The organism is Vibrio sp. TAP-3B, assembly GCF_057784735.1.
Genome location: NZ_CM173495.1, coordinates 1,987,296 through 2,006,219 on the forward strand (window position 1 = coordinate 1,987,296; position 18,924 = coordinate 2,006,219).

Consider the following 18,924-nt stretch of genomic DNA (forward strand, 5'->3'; position numbering starts at 1 on the left):
CAGCACTTATTGCGCATCTGGGAACCACTCTTGCAGCAACTCCCGAGAGCGCTCCAACTCTTTCTGCCAAGAGTTGACACCTACCACCGTCGGCTTCAGCAAAATGACCAGTTCCGTTTTTTCTGTCACGTTATTCACGTTACGGAATAAATGGCCAAGTGCAGGTACATCACCAAGAAATGGCACTTTAGAAACGAGCTCACGGTTTTGTTGTTTCATCAAACCACCAATCACGACAACGTCACCATCTTGTGCACGAATCACAGAGTCAGACTCTCGGATTGAGCTTTTCGCTAATGGCAGTTGAACATTTTGGAAGTCACCACCTAGGTTCAGTTTCTTCAGTTCTTCTGACACCTCAATAACAGCGGGGTGCACATGCAAAAACACGCTGCCTTGGTTATCGATTTGCGGTGTAACGTCGAGAGAGATCCCTGAGAAGAATGGCGTTAACTCCACTTCTGGTACGGCGTTGGAGTTTTCACCATTCCCCGAATTGCTCGACAATTCGGTCACGAAATACTCATCGGTACCCACTTTGATCACGGACTTCTGATTATTTGCCGCCGTAATACGAGGACTAGACAGCACATTTAAGTCACCTTGCGTTGACATAAAACTTAATACGGCATCGAAATTGCTGTCAGAAATGGTGACGTTCGTTTGCCCGCCTAACAGCGTACCTATCGCATCCAGCGGAGGCAGCGTGGAGGCGGGACGATTGACGATGATACTGCCCGAGTCACTAATCGAGGCGGATAAATTGGACCAATTGATGCCTTGTTGATAACCATCACTCAACGTGACTTCTAGAATTTTTGCCTCCAGAATCACCTGACGTTGCATACGCTCTTGCGATACCCCCAAGAATTCACGCACTTCTCGAATATCATCAGGGAAAGCACGCAGCGTTATCACACCCGCTTGTGGCGTTACGACGACACTTTGCCCTTTACCCGAGCCAATTAAGCTCGCAACCGCCTGTTGCAGCATTGGCCAAAAATCACTTTCTGTGACGGTTTCTATGCGAGTACCGCCTGTTGAGGTTGTCGAGCTACCATTATCATTATTGTTAGAGCTGGAAGAGTCTGAATCACCGGAGCTGCCGCCTGAATTAGAGGTACCAGCCGACGTGACTGAACCTGTCACAATACTTGTCAGAGAGCGACCCGAACGCTTGAATTGCAAATAGTCAACAGGAATCGTCACAGTGCGCATACCGGCTGGATACACTTGGATAACTTTACCGGATGTCATCACATCGTAGCCGTACATATTCTGCACCACATTAAGAACCTCATCCAAGGTTACGTCCGACAAGCTCACGGTGATCTGACCTTGCACCGCGGGGTGAATCGCGACGCTGTACTCTGTGCCCTTCACTAGCGAAGCGAAAAAGCTTCTGGCTTCCACCTCATTCGCTTGAATGCGAAAACGCTTTGATGTGCCTTGATCTGAAGAAGTATTCAAGTCTAAGTTTGGCATCAGATCGGCTTCGACAGAAGAAGGGATTTCTTTTAGCGCACGGCTGTTCGCTTGATTGATAGATTCATTAAGTGCTTGCTTTACTTCAATGGGATCACGGTGACCCATTGAACATCCCATTAAAGAAGCAATCGCTATTCCTACAACTAATTTGCGCATATCTTATCAGGCTCAGGTTATTATTTTTTTACGTTTAAACTAAAAAGCTCGAGGTCCCACTGACTATTACCACGCTTTAAAGTTACAAATTTACTATTGATGCTTGCGATACGATAACCTTTGAGTCGCTCGCCCTTTTCGACCAGCTTGTTATCCATAATCGCGACACACTCAGTCGTCGGCTTACATACAATGCTGTTGAGTGTGGGGAGTCGATACTGTTTTACTGTTGGTTTCGCTGACGCTTCAGTGATTGGCTTTTGCCAATCTAGTGGCGCCGTGGGGTCTTGATTTGCCCAAGTGTCGCCCGCAGCAGCCATGACAATCATTGAGATAATGAGTTTTTTAACCACCGATAAATTCCTCTCGAGTCCCTAATGTGTACACTTCTAATACCAGCTTCGCTTTCGGGTACTCTTCCACTTTGTAACTAAAACTGCGCCAGTAATAATTTGCGGGTAGACTTTCTAATTTGCTGAGGTAATTAACGATAGAAAAGTAATCCCCCATCAGCTCCATTCGCACTGGGTGTAAGTAGTAACCCGAGTATTGCGACGCCTCTTTATCTTTAGTGATGGGTTCAGAAGGCAGAGTTTGCATCGATAAGAGGTGAATCCCCTTTTGCTGCTCCAACACACTTTCCAACAGATCCGCCATTTGGGAAGGTGTGATTAAATGCTCGATGATCTCCGATAACTGCATAGAAAGGTGCTGACTTTCAGCTAAAAGGTTAGAGATAGTTCGATCTATCTCAGCATTTGGATCTTTGCTCAGCTTCGCCTGAATACGTAAAGTATCAATCTCGATCTTTTGGTTAGCTTGTTTTAAGTTGCTCAACTGTTTTTCATGATTGATGATGTCGTTGAGCTTTGGCTCCAATACGAGGGTGAACAGCAACATGACCACCACCACTAGGCCACATAGCGCAACCAGCACTTTTTCACGCGCGCTCATCTCTCCAAAACGCTCTTCTAATGAGAGCCAGAATTCATTCATTTCTCTTTATCCTCGCGCGTTTTGAGTTCAAACGTCACAACACCCTTATCGTTTCGGCTAATTTTGACATTATCAAACGTTCGACCAACTAAGCTGATTTCATGCTTAAATTGACCTACCCAATTCGGCACTGAGCTTGGTGTTTTCGCCAAGCCTTTTAAATCTAACGTATGGCGATTAATTCGAATTTCGGATAAAGAGATCTCTTTACTGCCCAGCTTAGCTAAGGATTGCATCACGCCAGAGTAGCCTGCGCGCTGTGTGTCATCGTATTTCCCCACGGCTTGTAGTGAATCACGTTTGGCTTTCACTTCACGCTCTAAACGTGCTTTGGCCGCTAACTTATTCGTATCAGGCTGATGCTTACGCAGCTTAACTTGGTAGCGTTCAAGCTCTGATTGCAGAATATCGCCTTTGCTTTTTGCAATAGTGATTTCGTCCTCGAGGCCGCTACTTTGCCAAGTGACATAACCGTAAGAGAACAAAATAGCGACTGCCGCCACTCCCCAAGATATCGCGATATTTTTTAACGTCAGAAGGTTTTTTTGTGGCTTTAAGTAGTCAGGATACAGATTGATTCGCCGTGTCGCCGAAGCAGCAGCGGTATCTGCCAAAACATGCCCCGATAACTCATGCTCAGCCGGTAATAACAGGGAAACTTTTGTACTTAAACGATAATTAAGTGACTGAACCAACTCGTTTTCATCTTCCTCGTCACAACACACTTTCAATTGGTGTAATTGAACATGGCGAAGCTGCGAAGAAAGGTAATCAATCGAACGTTGCAGCTCTAAGGATAAGCTGTCCATCTGCATTTCACTCGATGGCACGCCAGTTAACGGCGGCGTCACGCTACGTATAGAACGATGGAATGCTATGGTATTTTCGACAAAAGCACTAATACGGAAATGGCCACGTGCGCTGCGCTGCAATAGTAAGAAATTACCCAGCTCACCCGCCGTCTCACCCCATACATCATCTTCAGGGATGATCGCATCCAGTGGCAGCTGAGCGCGACTGGCAAGCAGAACTATCTTATCCAGCATTTTTCTTGATAAGACATAGGTTTGTACTTTCGTCGAGTAGGGCAACTCTACCGCATCAGCAATAATATCAATGGCGCGTTCAGAAATCAGTTCTTTCAACAAAAACGGTAACGCGGCAGGCCACTCCTGACGAGGCATCGCTGGTTTGTCGATTTGATACATCTGATAGTAATTATGTGAAAGCACGACCGTCAGCGAGTCGTACGCACTGGCCGCTACACTTAATGCCTGTTCAACCGCCCGCTCCCAGTTTGACTCAGAAATTTCGAATTGAGATGGGCGTCCACTTTTGACTGATGATAATAAATAAACTGCATCTGGCTGAATAACCAAAAAACAAGAGCGACCACCACCAGATGATTGCATGAGCTTGTCGAATACTGCTTTAAAATCCATGATCTTTATCTTTATTTTTTCCGCCAGCGATTTCGTCTTCCCAATTTAACTTGGGATTCTGATTGAGAACGCGGCATCGCTTGAGAACGAGGAAGATATTGCTGCTCTGCAGACAAATAGCGTCCTTGTCCACCGTAAACACCTAACTCAAGTAGTGTGTTTAGCTCTTGCTGATTCTCAATCCCCACTGCAATGATTTTAGTTTTACTGTTTGCCGCCGCACCTAGCATACTGCGAACAAAGAGCTGGTTCTCATGTCGTTGATCGATTTTTGCTACTAAGCTGCGATGAAGCTTGAGGTAACGAATATCGACTTCTTTTAGGTAGTGTGTGCTGACGATAGTATGTCCAGCTTGCCCGACCATTAGATGACAGCCTAAACCGGCCAGCATTTTAGCGAGTGGTCGCATAAAATCTAAATGTCTTACAAATTGTGCTTCTACAAACTCAAAACTGAGAGACTTTCTTTGTTCACGTGACAATTGTAAGAGCTCATAACGAAACCACTTGAAGTATTCTCGATTAGAAAAAGGGGTCACATTTAAATTAAGTGCATAAAATTTAGAGTGATCGAAATTAGCCTTAAAATCCCTTAAGAATTTATGAATAACCGCCCTATCCATTTGGGCTTCGTAACCCACCAGTCTTATCGCAGAAATAAACCGAGACGCTTTCACAATGCCGTTTTCAGGATCGCGAATCCGACATGTTAACTCTTCATATAATGGTTTCTTATACGTCTTATCACTTATTAAGTAGACAGATTGTGCGTAGAGTATCACATTTCTAGGTGTCAGTGCCGTGTCAAATAACGTTCGCCACCTCACACTTCCTCGATCTTCTTCATCGTGGTTCCATTTTTTGAAGCGGCTCCAGTTATTGTTATTTTGCAACTGTGCACTACGTAATGCGGTTTCTGCTTCATCGATGATTTGACTATGGCGCTCACCCTCTTTGTACGTGGTGATACCAATATGACACCAGTTGTTAGGATCAAGTGGTTCAGGTGGTGTTAATTTTTCTAACTGGCGAATACACTGCGATGCTAAATTAGCTACATCTTTAGCACTTTGATGGGGTAAAAAGAACGCAAAGTCAGCATCATAGTAACGTGAGAATACAACATCTGGATATCGCTGAACCAAATTGGAAAGTAAGCTTCCAACTTCAACAATAAACTCATCCGTGACCTGCTTATCTAGCTCTTCTTCAACTGACTTCCAATCCTGAATGCGCACCAATAGCACAGCACCACGCGCCCCATTCTCTAACAACGCAGATTCCAATTTACTATCAAATAATACTCGATTGGCGGTCCCGGTGAGTTTATCAAGGAAAGTTTGAGTACGGATGAAGGTATCAAACCGACTGCGCTCTTGACGCGCATCTTGCAGTTCTTCAATCAACAAATCGAGCGCTTCACTCGCCGTGTAAGGCCACTCTCTTTGATCTCCTTTCGCGTACTGCTCTACGCGACCAGCGAGGATCATCCTGCCACGCTCTTCGAGCATTTCAGATCCTAATAACTGTTCTTTCAACCAAGTTACACCTCGCATCAGACAGAAAATAATCAGGATGACAGCGAGCGTTATCGACCAAAGCGCCTGCATTGAGTAGCTATAGCCCAAATAGGGGGGAACCGCTTTGAAATGAATAACATAGTCTGGGTTGTGAGTGAGTTGGTACTCTGTCTCAAACAAGGCCGATACATCTATCCGGTGGGAGGTGTCTTTGAAGCGATAAACGACGGCATTATTCGTCGATAATGTCATTTCAACGATATTAGATGCCTGCAACATTTTCGGCATCCAACGCTGCATAGAATAAGCGGCGTCAGGATCTTCCATCTCCTTGTCGACCACCTCCACAATCCCTTCTAGATAATGGGTAAGATATTCCTGCCCAAGTCGCTTAAAAGAGAGGGCGCCACCGACAAACAAGATAAACATGGCGCATATAACGATCATGGTGACAAAGGCCACCAGCCGTGTGCTTAACTTAAGAGTTGGGGTATACCTCATGAATACCAAATTCCTTTTTATTCATCATATACCTTATTGATATGTTTATACTTGATAAGAACTCACCAAACAATCAGATTAGTCTGATAGTGAGAGGCTGAAACATAAACAACATTGCATTCATTGATAAGCGTTATTGTTATCCCAATCGTAGTAAAATACTGATTACCCTAAGTGGTTAAAGCTCACCTTATTTGATTGGCACGAGGGTATCGCCCTCAGTCATAGAGGTTTGAAACATTCACTAAGCGGTAGGAATAAAAAAGGCCACGTTCTCGCGGCCTTTAGTTTAGGTTCAAACATCCATTTTCGTCTTTGTCTAAAACGGAATATCGTCGTCAAAATCCATTGGCGGCTCATTGTATTGCTGCTGCGGTTTCTGCGGAGCCTGCTGTGGTTGCTGTTGCTGCGGAGGAGCATTGTATTGCTGCTGAGCTGGTTGCTGAGGCTGCCCCCACCCACCTTGTTGCTGTTGTTGGCCACCCATAGGTGCGCCGCCACCTTGACCACGGCCGCCTAGCATTTGCATCACACCGTTAAAGCCTTGCACAACAACTTCGGTTGAGTAACGGTCTTGTCCATTTTGATCTTGCCATTTACGAGTTTGCAGTTGGCCTTCAATGTAAACTTGAGAGCCTTTACGCAAGTATTCACCTGCGACTTCAGCAAGTTTGCCGAACAACGCGACACGGTGCCATTCCGTTTTTTCACGCTGTTCACCAGTCGCTTTATCACGCCATGAATCAGAGGTCGCAATAGTTATATTTGCTACTGCGCCGCCATTCGGCATGTAACGAATTTCAGGGTCGGTACCTAGATTCCCCACCAAAATAACTTTGTTCACCGAACCTCTACTCATAATTTCTACCTTTTTTCTTTAAATTCATAGGATTAACCATTATCTTTAATCACCGTTACTATACGAATGAGTAAAGGTTCTTAACTTTCGTTAATCGTACCAAATATTGGTGTGATTTTGGAGTCCCTAATACGCCTTTCTAAACGAGAAACTCTATCCTGTGCTAAAGCCAATCTATCTTGACCAGAGTACTTATTTTCATAATTTTTGACGATGTCAGAAATCTCTGGAATGTCCACGTCAATTCTCATCATTAGTAGTGATGCTACAAGATATAAGTCAGCCTCCAGTGTCTTCACTCGGTTCTCATTAGAAGCTTCATTAACATTATTTTTACTTTGCATAATAAGAGCAAACTGAGCTAAAACAGAGTCATATTCCGCTTTAAGTTCTGAATAGTCTGAACGCTTTTTTTCGAGCTTTTCTAAAGTGGAGAGCGTTTTTCGTTGAGCCTTTTGGGGACTTTTGTTAGCGTCCTTAATTAAGCTATCAAGTTCCTTCATAAATTCTTGATGGATATAACCACCTGTTTTGGCACTTTTACCAAAAAGAGTAGTCTCACCTACACTCTCACCATTAGGGTAGGTCGCATTTTTGATGACTTCACTTTGGGTGATGTTACCTGCCTTACCATCTTCAATTAAAGCACTAACTGAGTTCCTCAATGCTTGATAAAACATCTGCTTTTTGGCTTCTCTACGACTCACCGCTACCCCCAGTGTCATGTGAAACTTAATGAAGTTATAAGTTCATTTCAAAGTCTCATACAATCATTTTCCAATTATGATGAGCGAAGGGGTTGCTACGTGCAACCCCATAAACAAAGTTAGTCAGATTCAAAGTTTCTATTTGAGTATTTAACCCTGACTTACTATTTGAGTTCGGTAAGACTCACCTTAAATTCTCTAAACCCAATTTGATAAGCAGCGCTAATAGCAGCATCGGTTGTCTTAAAGATCCTAGCATCAGTCCCTCTTTGCGCAGTCAAAAAAGTGTCCAATGATGATTTTTTTCCATGGCAAATCAGAATGTAACCTTCATTACTGAACAGTGGACGGGTAATGCTGCATCCCTTGAATGCTCCCGCCTCAAATTGTAACCTAATCTCATGTAGCTTCATACTTCATATCCGAAAATCGACCAATCAAAATTAAATTTTGATTCATAGTGCCACTTGTGTCATTTTCAATTTTTATTGAATGGTTATAAGTTGTAGTGCTTTCCTTGGATATACTACATCTAAGCAGTAACAGACCGCTTGATTAGATCGTAAATCACATCATCAGCAAACTGAGTTTTAAACTCTACCTGAGCATTTATCAGAACAATAGACTGGATTGTATTTATTCATTACAATTCAGCTCGTTTAAGGGAGTAGCCTTCCACTACTGATTAGTAGTGGAGTGAATATCAACAGTCTCCAAGCCTCACGCTTGTGGTATTCACGTTCGACATGTTCTGGCAAGACTTAAGCTAAATCGCGATACGGGTAGGATCGCTATTTAGCTTTTGTTTTTTGCCTGCCCGAAATGACAAAAGGAAACCTGCTGTGGATGCATGGTACGCTTTGTTTTTAGGGGTTGTGCAAGGAATCACCGAGTTTCTCCCCATTTCTAGTTCTGCTCATTTGATCTTAATGCCGACCTTCCTTGGTGAAGCCGATCAAGGTATTAGTTTCGATCTCGCCACTCACATTGGAACGCTGCTCGCGGTGCTTATCTACTTTCGTCAAGATATCGTTCTGTTGCTCACGGAGTGGAGTAAGTCCATCACTCATCGTCAATATTCGACATCACACAGTCGTTTAGCTTGGGCGATTTTGTGGGGAACCTTTCCCGCCGCACTTGCAGGATTACTGCTAATGGATGTGATTGACCACCAACTTCGTTCGGTTGAGGTGATTATTTTCACCACCGTATTCTTTGGCGTATTACTGGGCTTGGCTGATATTTTCAGCAAGAAAACACGAGATATCAGCACTTTAACGTGGAAAGATGTGGTAGTTGTAGGCTGTGCTCAGGCACTCGCCTTAATCCCAGGAACCTCCCGTTCAGGAGCGACGATTACCGCTGCGCTTATGCTTGGCTTCGAGCGTCAGGCCGCTTCGCGCCTGTCCTTTTTGCTTGCCATACCGATTACTGCTCTCGCGGCAGCCGCCAAAATCGCTGAAGTAGCGATGGATAGTTCGGTAACCGTAGATTGGCTGGCACTTTTAATTGGTAGCGTTACCTCTTTTCTCACCGCAATACTTGCGATCCACTACTTCCTCAAATTCCTGAATCAATTTGGGATGATGCCTTATGTCATCTACCGATTAATTTTGGCCGTTATTCTATACTTTTACGTTATTTAATAGGGATTAAACATGCTATTAGCTTCACTCGCGATTATCGCTGGCTTTGCACTGCTTGTCTGGAGTGCAGATAAATTTGTTGAAGGCGCAGCCGCAAGTGCCAACTACGCAGGAATGCCGCCTTTATTGATTGGTATGTTGGTCGTCGGATTCGGTACATCGGCTCCTGAAATGGTGGTTTCGGCTATGGCAGCTATGGATGGCAACCCTGCTCTGGCACTCGGAAATGCTGTCGGTTCGAACATTGTCAACATTACCTTAATACTCGGAGTGACCGCGATCATTGCACCGATTGCTGTTCATTCAAGCATTATCCGTAAAGAACTTCCCATTCTTTTACTCGTCACGCTTGTCATTGGCGCAATGTTGTGGAATCACCATATCAGCACGTTAGAAGCCTGGGCGCTGATTGGTGGATTCATGCTTTTGATTGGTTGGTCAATCTGGAGAGCATTACGCTCAAAGGGAGACCACTTAGAACAAGAGATGGACGACGAACTGTCTAGCCAAAGTATGTCGCTTAAGTCTTCCATTTTCTGGCTGATTACAGGGTTAGTGTTACTGATTATCAGCTCGCGTATTTTGGTGTGGGGAGCGGTGGAAATCGCACAACAACTCGGTGTCAGCGATTTATTGATTGGCCTAACTATTGTGGCCTTAGGAACATCCTTACCCGAATTAGCAGCATCCATCGTGGCAGCGCGTAAAGGCGAGCATGATATAGCAGTGGGTAATGTGGTTGGCTCAAATATGTTTAACTCCTTAGCCGTCATCGGTATTGCTGGCACCATTGAGCCTATTAGCAATATTGGTGCTGAAGTCTTCTGGCGTGACTGGACATCGATGCTTTTTGTCACGGGATTACTGTTGTTGACCGCCGCTCGTTTTGGTAAATCGCAGACGATCTCTCGCAGTGAAGGCGCTTTGCTGTTGGTGTGTTATTTGGGGTACAACGGTTATCTCATCTATGGAGCGCTGTAATGTCTAAATTAGGCTGGATTGTTGTTGGTCTAGTTTTCCTCTCTGGATGCGAAAGCGCGTCTCCGAAGGTAGAAAAACTATCGGGAATGGCTCAAGGAACAACGTGGCATGTGAGCTATTGGAGCCAAGAAACCTTTGATAGCAATAAGTTAGATGCTGAGCTGGAAGTGGTACTCGCCGAAATTGATAAAGAGATGTCGAACTATCGTCCCGATTCGACCATCTCTGCATTCAACTCGGGAGCGAGTTTGTCTGGTCAGGTGGGAAATAACATTACTCATCTGATACAGGTCGCGAAAGGCGTTTCTCAACAGTCCCGAGGGTGTTACGACTTGACCATAAGACCTTTGTTTGACCTCTGGGGATTTACACAAAATAAGCTATCCATTCCATCACAACAAGAGCTTGATAACGTCATGATGTCGGTGGGCATGGATAAAATTAAGGTTGACGACGCCATGATGACGAAAGCATCTGCACAAGTCCACGTCGATTTATCCTCCATTGCTCAGGGATACAGCGTTGGCCGATTGGCAGAGGTACTTAAACAACACCAAATCACCAACTACCTGGTTGAAATCGGGGGAGAAATGGTGGTGAGTGGCGTAAAACCGAATGGCGAGCCGTGGAAAATCGCGATTGAAAAGCCCTTGCCTGGAGAACGAACGCTACAGAAAGTGTTGGCTTTCGACTTCCCTCAGGCAATTATGACATCAGGTACTTATCGACACTATTTCGATCAAGATGGACAGCGCTATACCCATATCATTGATGCCAGAACAGGAACGCCCGTTAAACACCATACAGTGTCGGTAACCGTTCTTCACGACGACCCGACTCAAGCGGATGCCTGGTCTACTGCGCTGCTTTGCCTTGGCTCTGAACAAGGTATTCAGGTTGCCAATGAGAATCACTTAAAAGCTCTGTTTATCGATGAAGCTGATGGAGAACTAAAAGAAAAAAGAAGCAAAGCGTATGAAGAGATTCACAATGAGCTTGAGGAATAACGAATGTTACGATTTTTCAATATTATCAATGGGGTGATCACAACCATTGCTGACGATGACAAACACGATCTGAATCAATTGGTCGCGCAAGCGGATTGGATTGATGCCCATGAGCCGACCGATGAAGAACGAGAATTAATCAGCTCTTTGTTACGTATCGAACTGCCCGAATCGGAAGATGTAGAAGAAATCGAAACCTCCGCACGATGCTTTATTGATACCGCAGGGATACATGTTCACTCTCTGTTCCTTTCACCAACAGAGGGACGCCACAACACAGTGACGGTTGCCTGTATACTGCAAAATAAGCGTTTAATCACCATTCGCGAAGGAGAGGTGGCAGATTTCCGCTTGCTCCGCCTAAGGGCGAGAAAAGGACAGATTCGCTGTGATGATGTCGATAGTTTGTTGGTGACTTTACTAGAGCAAAAAGTCGAAAATCATGCCGACACACTAGAAGACATTCACCGCCAATTAGAAAAGGTCAGCCATGATGTACTTGAGAATGATGATGCAGATTTAGAAGAATGTATTAGCCGCCTAGCTCGTTTGGAGGACAGCAACGGCAAAGTGCGTTTGTGTTTGATGGATACGCAACGTGACATCTCTTTCCTATTGCGTCATTTAAAATCTCGCAATGATCACCGAGAAACCTTGAGTGAAATTAGCCGAGATATTGAAGCCTTGATGTCACACACCACGTTCTTGTTCGATAAAATTAACTTCCTGATGGATTCGACCCAAGGATTTATCAATATCGAACAAAACCAGATCATAAAAATATTCTCAATTGCTGCTGTGGTTTTCCTCCCACCGACGGTGATTGCAAGTATCTACGGCATGAACTTTGACTTTATGCCAGAACTACATTGGTTAGGAGGCTATCCTTGGGCGCTAGGATTAATGTTAGCGTCAGGATTTGCCCCTTACTTTTACTTTAAACGCAAAGGATGGCTATAAAGGAGCGCCTATGAACCATTTAAGTGCATTTTATACTACGCATCAGGATTTGATTGTCCAAATCCTACAAAATACTCTCATCACTGTTTTTGTTTTTATTGTCGCCGCTATGCTCGCTAAGCTTGTTAAACGTGGCGTATTCAAAGCAACCAGTAAACTGAGCGGGGGCGATGAAATAGTAGCTCGCCTGCTGTCACAGGTGGCTTCTTATGCGGTCTATTTGGTTGGATTGGTGATCATTTTAGACTTGTTTGGTGTCAATACCGCCAGCTTGGTTGCCTTAGTCGGTGCAGCGGGTTTAGCGATTGGCCTGGCTCTGAAAGACACACTGAGCAACATTGCCGCAGGTATCATGATTTTATTTCTGAAGCCGATCAAAAAAGGCGAGTTCGTTGAATTCGGAAACTACTCAGGTAGCGTGGTCGATATTGGCCTATTCACTTCAGTGTTTGAAACGGCAGACGGCCTCTACATCTCTAGCCCGAACAGTGCCATTTGGAATTCAACCATCCGTAATTTTAGCCGTAACAACAAACGTCGTATGGATATCACGGTTGGCATCTCTTACCAAGATTCAGTCGAAGTCGGGCTGAATGTGCTTAAAGAGTTAGCGTTGTCCCAACCACATATCCTTAAAGATCCTGAGCCTCAAGTGATTGTTCACATGCTGGCTGACAGTTCAGTTAACCTCCAACTTCGCGCCTGGTGTCCAACGGACAAATACTGGGAAACCTATTGGGCGGTTCAGAAGCAAGTGAAGCCGAATATCGAAGCGGCTGGATTAACTATTCCTTTCCCGCAGAGAGTTCTGAATATTAATTATAAAGACTAGATCGCGTATTGCGCTTAACATCTGCTGATATAAAAAGCCTTCCGTGAGGAAGGCTTTAGATTCTATCGTATCAATAGTAGAGGGACCGTTGTGTCGGTAATAATCCTCGTCGTATTACTTCCGACGAAGAATTGGCGAAGTTTAGAATGCCCGTAAGCACCCATCACAATCATGCCAATCTTTTGCTTCTGCTGATAGGTCAAGATAGCAGAATGCACTTCGCCTTGTAATTGGGCTTCAACAACGTTGATGCCATTAGCCTTGAGTTTCTGCGAAGCATTTGAAAAAGCATCACATTTACTATCAGAATCCTCAACCATCACCAGATGACAGATCATGCCTTTTAGAAGCGGCGTGTTGATCGCCTTATCAACCAGTTTCTCGCTGATCGTACTGCCGTCGAAGGCAAGTATGTAACTATCTGGCTGAGAAAAATGACCTGAGGCAATCAGGATATGAGCCTTAATCGAACGCACAACACTTTCTAACTGTGAGCCAATGGTTTTAGTGTCATTCTGATGAAGCTCACCAGACTTACCCATAACTAAAACACGAATGTCTTGCTCCATATCGGTTAAGGTTTCAACAAGATTGCCATGCTTTTGTAGCTTCTGAATATCGTTGTGACCCTGATCATTTAAGTGGCTTTCTAGCTCGCTTAATAGCGCTTTGCCGTGCTTTAGTGCAATTTTTGCTCGTTGCTCATCAAGTTCAACAAGCTCTGCCAGTAACTGCTCTCTCGCACCTAAGCCAATATTGCCACTTAATTCACTGTCCGCTTCTTGTGACGATTTGTCCAATACATGAAGTAACGTCAGTGGCGCAGATAATTGTTGTGATGTCCATGCGCCAATGTCGGCAACTGATTGAGAATAGCTTGACCCATCGATACACGCGATTATGTTTGTCATATTTGGCTCCTTAGTGTCCGCCCATCAGTTTTTCAACTTCTTCTGGTTTATCGTGGATACCAAACTTATCAACGATGGTGCTGGTTGCTTCATTCATGCCAATCAAATTGACATCGGTGCCTTCACGTCTGAACTTAATCACAACACGATCGAGAGAAGAAACCGAGGTAATATCCCAGAAATGCGCATTTGAGAGATCAATCGTGACACGATCAAGCGCTTCTTTAAAGTCAAACGCTGTTAAAAATTGATCTGACGAAGCAAAAAAGACTTGTCCCACAACACGATATGTACGCTCTTCACCACTTTCAGACAAATCGCTTTTCACCACCATGAAACGACCAATCTTGTTGGCAAAAAACAGCGAAGCCAGTAAAACACCGACAAAGACACCAATGGCGAGGTTGTGAGTCGCGACCACTACCACCACTGTCGCAATCATAACAATATTGGTCGATATAGGATGAGACTTAAGATCTTTAATCGAACTCCAAGAGAAAGTACCAATAGAGACCATGATCATCACGGCAACGAGCGCGGCCATTGGGATCTGTTTCAACCAATCGCCTAAAAAAACAACCATAACAAGAAGAAACACACCCGCGGCAAAGCTAGATAAGCGACCACGACCACCCGATTTAACATTGATAATGGATTGACCAATCATGGCACAACCAGCCATACCACCTAATAGCCCCGAACCAATATTGGCAATACCTTGTCCTTTACACTCGCGGTTCTTATCGCTGTTAGTATCCGTTAAATCATCCACAATCGTCGCTGTCATCATCGATTCAAGCAAGCCCACAATCGCAAGACCTAATGAGTAAGGCAAAATAATCCAAAGTGTTTCAAGGTTAAGCGGGACATCAGGCCATAAGAAAACAGGTAAAGTATCAGGGAGTTGTCCCATATCGCCAACCGTACGAATGTCGATATTAAAGACAATCGCGACTGCCGTCAGCGAGATAATACACACAAGTGGTGATGGTAAAAGTTTGCCGACATAAGGGAGATAAGGGAACAAGTAGATAATCGCAAGACCCGCAGCCGTCATCGCATAAACATGCCAGGTCACGTTGGTTAACTCTGGCAGTTGCGCCATAAAAATCAGAATCGCTAACGCATTCACAAAGCCAGTGACCACCGAGCGAGAGACAAAGCGCATTAAATCACCTAGCTTGAGATAACCTGCTGCGATTTGGATGATGCCTGTCAACACGGTTGCAGCTAATAGGTATTGTAAGCCATGCTCTTTAACCAGCGTGACCATCAATAAAGCCATCGCTCCTGTTGCCGCTGATATCATGCCTGGACGCCCACCGACAATGGATATGATTACAGCAATACTAAAAGAGGCGTACAGACCCACTTTAGGGTCAACACCAGCGATAATGGAGAAAGCAATCGCTTCAGGGATCAAAGCCAGTGCGACAACTATGCCAGCCAGCACATCACCACGCACATTGGATAACCAATCACGTTTCATCGTTTCAATCATGAATTTACTCGTAAAATTAATAAATTAGTTAATGTATAGAAAGGAATTGAGGAAGGCGGGTGGTCTAAGGCGGCGTAATTGACATCGAGTCGCTCCATAAAAAATAAAAGCGTAATCTTAACGACAGATTAAGAAACAGTCAAACTCTTAAAAATTTTACGCTTTTTTTACGCGAAGCCTTTGGATGCATTTGCTAGAGTGGGCAACACTGTTTATCGTCACTGTTCTACTTTTATGACAACTTGTTGGCTTCATCGTCGCTACCTAATATCTGTATTAGTGTTTTCTGTCGCTCTCATTATCTCTTTAGGACTTGATCACTGGTCAGGCTCAACCATCGCGGTATTGCTGATACTCCAGCTCTCTATCGTTGTGATTGCCCTTCAATGTCACTCACGAATAGCTTATGTGGCTGCGATTGCCGAAGCCGTCAGTTTCAACTTTCTCTTTACCACACCTCGATATTCGCTTCAGATGTTCCACTTAGATGACATCATCAACTTACTTGTTTTTATTGTGGTTGCCTTTACTACCAGTCAGCTCGCTGAACGATATCGACGCCAACAAAATGCGCTAGAACAAGTGCAACTACGCCACCAAATTTTGCTCTCTGTATCCCATGACTTGAGAACCCCGCTCGCGGGGATTATAGGCAATCTCACCACTTTCAAAGAATATCAGACGCAACTTCAAGCCAAAGAAAAGGATGAACTGCTCGACAGTGCCATCAAAGAAAGCCATCGCTTACACCAATACATAGAGAACCTTTTGCAAGCGACGAAATTGCAACACGGCGTGGTTCGCATCCAGAAGCAACAGGAATCCATTGTACATATTGTTAAAAGCGTCATTGGCCGTTTCTCTTCATCCACCACAAGTATTGAGGTCGTCGTCAATGGGGCGGTTTCATTGGTTGATGTCAGTCGGGCTTTGCTAGAGCAGGCGCTATTTAATGTCTTGGACAATGCGTTGCGCTATTCCCCTAAAGATAAACAGGTCAGGGTGACAATTTATCAGAGTCAGCAAAATGTGGTGATTGATGTCTACAACCAAGGCCAATCACTGCAAGCCGATGAGGCAGAACGAATGTTCGAGTTGTTTTATTCGGGCAAGGAAAAAAGAAGTGACGATTCTGGCTCAGGCCTTGGATTGAGTGTGGCAAAAGGCGTGGTCTCAGCCCATCAAGGCCATATCGAATGCGTAGAAGTACAACAAGGTTGTTTGATTCGGATTTCGCTGCCAAGCAGTCAACAAGGAGAGCAGTAGTGAACTACAAAATACTGGTGGTGGATGATGAGCCTCAAATCCAAACGTTTATGCGCATTTCTTTGGCGGCTGAAGGCTTTGATTACGTGGGAGCAGACTCGTTAGCCACGGCAAAAGTGCAATTTGAGCGTGTTCAGCCGCATGTGGTGGTGCTCGACTTGGGATTACCTGATGGTGATGGTATTGAGTTCCTATCGATGATCCGTCAGTCAAGTAAAACACCTGTGCTCATCCTAACGGCACGCGACCAAGAAGAAGAGAAGATCCGCTTGCTTGAAGCGGGAGCTAACGACTACCTCAGTAAGCCGTTTGGCATTAAAGAACTTATTGTACGGATTAAGGTACTGCTGCGAGACTTGGTCAGTGACCATTTTAGCGACGATATCGTTACTTTTAGTGCGCTCAAACTACAAAAAAGTACCCATCAATGCTGGCTGTGCGATACCGAAGTGATTCTGACCAAAAAGGAATTTGCGTTTCTTGAAATGCTCATGATTACACCAGGGCAACTTGTGAAACAGACAGACTTGTTGAGAGAGATGTGGGGCGAAAGTCATACCGACGATACCCATTATCTGCGCGTACTGGTTAGCCAGTTGCGCAAAAAACTCAACGACAGTGCAGACGAACAACAGCTCATTAAAACCGAATCAGGGATTGGCTACCGTTTAGTTTCGATGGAGCCACCTCGTGATTAATCTCAAGAACACCGTTCGACTCTTGGTCATGCCCATGCTTTGGATGGGGATTGTGCAAGGTTCATTTGGCTTATTGTCGCTGTTTTTATTTCAAGACCATATATCAGGTGACTTCTTCTCTCCTTCGGCGGTAATGATGCTCACAGCCTTTTTGTTGTCCGTTCTATTACGAAAAAGTGAGCTGCATAAAGTCACGTTTCGAGATGCGTTAATATTTGCCAGCTTAACCTGGGTTTTAACGGGTTTTTTAGGGGCGCTACCCATTCATTTGGCCACAGATGTGAGCATGACTGATGCGGTATTTGAGTCTATCAGCGCCTTAACCACCACAGGTGCCACCATCCTGGCTGGCTTGGACGATATGCCGAAATCTTTTCTCTTGTACCGTCAATTTCTTCAGTGGATGGGTGGGTTAGGCGTGGTGATTTTTGTCGTCGCGGTATTGCCCATGCTCAATGTCGGAGGAATGCGACTGCTTAAGGCAGAAACGCCTGGACCGATTAAAGATGACAAGCTTTCGCCCCGTATTAATAAGACAGCACATTATCTCTGGGGTGTGTATTTGGCGATTACCGTTGCGTGTGCGTTGGCTTACTATCTTGCAGGGATGTCGGCTTACGATGCCATTGCGCATAGTTTTACCACGGTTTCAACGGGCGGGTTCTCGACGCATGACGCCAGTATGTGGCATTTTGAAAGTCACCTTATCCTTATGCTATCTAACATTTTCATGATGTTGGGCGCGATTAGTTTTGGTCTTCATTTTCGAGTATTTCGAAGTGGTTTTGCAGGGCTACGTCTGTATGTCTCTGATGAAGAGTCAAGAGTATTTATTCTTACAGCGATTGCTCTCTCCTTTGTTTTGGGGTGGTACATTTTTAGCCATTCTGCCTATGACGATTTTCTTACCTCACTGAGTTTTGCCATGTTCAGCGTCGTCTCATTTATGACCAGTACAGGATTTGGGGCAGCGGATTTGGGCAGTTGGCCTGCGGCAAGCGCTCTCTTTTTGGTGTTTTGTGCCTATCTTGGTGGTTGCTCAGGTTCAACCGCAGGGGGCAATAAATTTGTGCGCGATATCATCACGTTTAAAGTGATTCGACGAGAAATCCGCCAGCTTACCCATCCCAGAGCCATTTTGCCGATCCGTTATCAAGGGCGTGTTGTAACCTCTGATGTGACCAATGCCGTGATGGCTTTTATGTCTCTGGCAGCGCTGACCACCGTGGTGTTCACTTTGCTGATGATGGCAACAGGACTGGACTTTTGGTCGTCCTTTACCGCAGTGGTAGCGTGTATCAATGTGCTTGGACCTGGTTTTGGCGTGGTAGCAAGCAATTTTCAACCTGTTTCTGATACAGGCATCTGGATATTAAATCTGGCAATGATCCTTGGCCGACTGGAATATTTCACGGTGTTAGCCATGTTATTGCCACACTTTTGGAAAAAATAG

The 18,924-nt window shown here is 44.7% G+C and carries 17 protein-coding genes; 8 read left to right on the plus strand and 9 right to left on the minus strand.

Annotated features, from left to right (window positions below; genetic code table 11):
* Nucleotides 1-6: 6 nt before the first annotated feature.
* The 7 genes from mshL to AC3D28_RS09420 all read right to left on the minus strand — a co-directional run bounded on the left by mshL (nucleotide 7) and on the right by AC3D28_RS09420 (nucleotide 7,669).
* Nucleotides 7-1,644 (minus strand): pilus (MSHA type) biogenesis protein MshL, encoded by a 1,638-nt coding sequence (gene mshL, locus AC3D28_RS09390; RefSeq protein ID WP_488534617.1) that lies wholly within the window; start codon nucleotides 1,642-1,644, stop codon nucleotides 7-9.
* A 20-nt stretch (nucleotides 1,645-1,664) separates the two neighbouring features.
* Complete coding sequence (locus AC3D28_RS09395; protein ID WP_488534618.1) at nucleotides 1,665-1,997, minus strand: MSHA biogenesis protein MshK; 333 nt, start codon at nucleotides 1,995-1,997, stop codon at nucleotides 1,665-1,667.
* On the minus strand, nucleotides 1,990-2,640 hold the full coding sequence (locus tag AC3D28_RS09400) for a type II secretion system protein M (protein WP_488534619.1): 651 nt from the start codon (nucleotides 2,638-2,640) through the stop codon (nucleotides 1,990-1,992). Before AC3D28_RS09400 ends, AC3D28_RS09395 begins: the two co-directional genes overlap by 8 nt.
* Nucleotides 2,637-4,082, minus strand: a complete 1,446-nt coding sequence (locus AC3D28_RS09405; protein WP_488534620.1) for an MSHA biogenesis protein MshI — start codon at nucleotides 4,080-4,082, stop codon at nucleotides 2,637-2,639. The genes AC3D28_RS09400 and AC3D28_RS09405 overlap by 4 nt, the downstream gene beginning before the upstream one ends.
* A gap of 11 nt (nucleotides 4,083-4,093) precedes the next feature.
* Complete coding sequence (gene csrD, locus AC3D28_RS09410; protein WP_488534621.1) at nucleotides 4,094-6,103, minus strand: RNase E specificity factor CsrD; 2,010 nt, start codon at nucleotides 6,101-6,103, stop codon at nucleotides 4,094-4,096.
* A 319-nt stretch (nucleotides 6,104-6,422) separates the two neighbouring features.
* A complete protein-coding gene (locus AC3D28_RS09415; RefSeq protein WP_488534622.1) occupies nucleotides 6,423-6,962 on the minus strand; it encodes a single-stranded DNA-binding protein in 540 nt (179 codons plus the stop codon).
* A gap of 80 nt (nucleotides 6,963-7,042) precedes the next feature.
* Nucleotides 7,043-7,669, minus strand: a complete 627-nt coding sequence (locus AC3D28_RS09420; protein WP_193267147.1) for a hypothetical protein — start codon at nucleotides 7,667-7,669, stop codon at nucleotides 7,043-7,045.
* A gap of 842 nt (nucleotides 7,670-8,511) precedes the next feature.
* Here AC3D28_RS09420 and AC3D28_RS09425 point away from each other — a divergent pair.
* From AC3D28_RS09425 to AC3D28_RS09445, 5 genes are read left to right on the plus strand one after another with little or no spacing between them, the layout of a single operon-like run.
* On the plus strand, nucleotides 8,512-9,315 hold the full coding sequence (locus tag AC3D28_RS09425) for an undecaprenyl-diphosphate phosphatase (protein ID WP_114323975.1): 804 nt from the start codon (nucleotides 8,512-8,514) through the stop codon (nucleotides 9,313-9,315).
* 12 nt (nucleotides 9,316-9,327) lie between these two features.
* On the plus strand, nucleotides 9,328-10,296 hold the full coding sequence (locus AC3D28_RS09430) for a calcium/sodium antiporter (protein WP_114323974.1): 969 nt from the start codon (nucleotides 9,328-9,330) through the stop codon (nucleotides 10,294-10,296).
* Nucleotides 10,296-11,303: an FAD:protein FMN transferase gene (locus tag AC3D28_RS09435; RefSeq protein WP_114323973.1), complete on the plus strand. Its 1,008-nt coding sequence runs from the start codon at nucleotides 10,296-10,298 to the stop codon at nucleotides 11,301-11,303. The genes AC3D28_RS09430 and AC3D28_RS09435 overlap by 1 nt, the downstream gene beginning before the upstream one ends.
* A gap of 3 nt (nucleotides 11,304-11,306) precedes the next feature.
* Nucleotides 11,307-12,263 (plus strand): magnesium/cobalt transporter CorA, encoded by a 957-nt coding sequence (corA, locus tag AC3D28_RS09440; RefSeq protein ID WP_112404217.1) that lies wholly within the window; start codon nucleotides 11,307-11,309, stop codon nucleotides 12,261-12,263.
* A gap of 10 nt (nucleotides 12,264-12,273) precedes the next feature.
* Nucleotides 12,274-13,095 (plus strand): mechanosensitive ion channel family protein, encoded by an 822-nt coding sequence (locus AC3D28_RS09445; RefSeq protein WP_114323972.1) that lies wholly within the window; start codon nucleotides 12,274-12,276, stop codon nucleotides 13,093-13,095.
* A gap of 62 nt (nucleotides 13,096-13,157) precedes the next feature.
* Here AC3D28_RS09445 and AC3D28_RS09450 read toward each other — a convergent pair whose 3' ends face one another.
* Nucleotides 13,158-14,006 (minus strand): universal stress protein, encoded by an 849-nt coding sequence (locus tag AC3D28_RS09450; protein WP_114323971.1) that lies wholly within the window; start codon nucleotides 14,004-14,006, stop codon nucleotides 13,158-13,160.
* A gap of 10 nt (nucleotides 14,007-14,016) precedes the next feature.
* Nucleotides 14,017-15,507, minus strand: coding sequence for a SulP family inorganic anion transporter (locus tag AC3D28_RS09455; protein ID WP_114323970.1), 1,491 nt, complete (start codon nucleotides 15,505-15,507; stop codon nucleotides 14,017-14,019).
* A gap of 234 nt (nucleotides 15,508-15,741) precedes the next feature.
* On the opposite strand from AC3D28_RS09455, the gene AC3D28_RS09460 reads away from it, so the two are divergent.
* Genes AC3D28_RS09460 through AC3D28_RS09470 form a run of 3 tightly spaced genes read left to right on the plus strand, consistent with a single transcriptional unit; the run spans nucleotide 15,742 to nucleotide 18,924 of the window.
* Entirely contained in the window at nucleotides 15,742-16,773 is a 1,032-nt protein-coding gene (locus tag AC3D28_RS09460; RefSeq protein WP_114323969.1) for a sensor histidine kinase, read from the plus strand.
* Nucleotides 16,773-17,471: a response regulator transcription factor gene (locus AC3D28_RS09465; protein WP_114323968.1), complete on the plus strand. Its 699-nt coding sequence runs from the start codon at nucleotides 16,773-16,775 to the stop codon at nucleotides 17,469-17,471. Before AC3D28_RS09460 ends, AC3D28_RS09465 begins: the two co-directional genes overlap by 1 nt.
* Complete coding sequence (locus AC3D28_RS09470; RefSeq protein ID WP_181869560.1) at nucleotides 17,464-18,924, plus strand: TrkH family potassium uptake protein; 1,461 nt, start codon at nucleotides 17,464-17,466, stop codon at nucleotides 18,922-18,924. Before AC3D28_RS09465 ends, AC3D28_RS09470 begins: the two co-directional genes overlap by 8 nt.

Coding starts and splice junctions, on each gene's coding strand:
- AC3D28_RS09400 (WP_488534619.1), bottom strand. CDS start 2,640: ATGAATGAATTCTGGCTCTCATTAGAAGAGCGTTTTGGAGAGATGAGC.
- AC3D28_RS09450 (WP_114323971.1), bottom strand. CDS start 14,006: ATGACAAACATAATCGCGTGTATCGATGGGTCAAGCTATTCTCAATCA.
- csrD (WP_488534621.1), bottom strand. CDS start 6,103: ATGAGGTATACCCCAACTCTTAAGTTAAGCACACGGCTGGTGGCCTTT.
- AC3D28_RS09455 (WP_114323970.1), bottom strand. CDS start 15,507: ATGATTGAAACGATGAAACGTGATTGGTTATCCAATGTGCGTGGTGAT.
- mshL (WP_488534617.1), bottom strand. CDS start 1,644: ATGCGCAAATTAGTTGTAGGAATAGCGATTGCTTCTTTAATGGGATGT.
- corA (WP_112404217.1), top strand. CDS start 11,307: ATGTTACGATTTTTCAATATTATCAATGGGGTGATCACAACCATTGCT.
- AC3D28_RS09405 (WP_488534620.1), bottom strand. CDS start 4,082: ATGGATTTTAAAGCAGTATTCGACAAGCTCATGCAATCATCTGGTGGT.
- AC3D28_RS09460 (WP_114323969.1), top strand. CDS start 15,742: ATGACAACTTGTTGGCTTCATCGTCGCTACCTAATATCTGTATTAGTG.
- AC3D28_RS09445 (WP_114323972.1), top strand. CDS start 12,274: ATGAACCATTTAAGTGCATTTTATACTACGCATCAGGATTTGATTGTC.
- AC3D28_RS09415 (WP_488534622.1), bottom strand. CDS start 6,962: ATGAGTAGAGGTTCGGTGAACAAAGTTATTTTGGTGGGGAATCTAGGT.
- AC3D28_RS09430 (WP_114323974.1), top strand. CDS start 9,328: ATGCTATTAGCTTCACTCGCGATTATCGCTGGCTTTGCACTGCTTGTC.
- AC3D28_RS09435 (WP_114323973.1), top strand. CDS start 10,296: ATGTCTAAATTAGGCTGGATTGTTGTTGGTCTAGTTTTCCTCTCTGGA.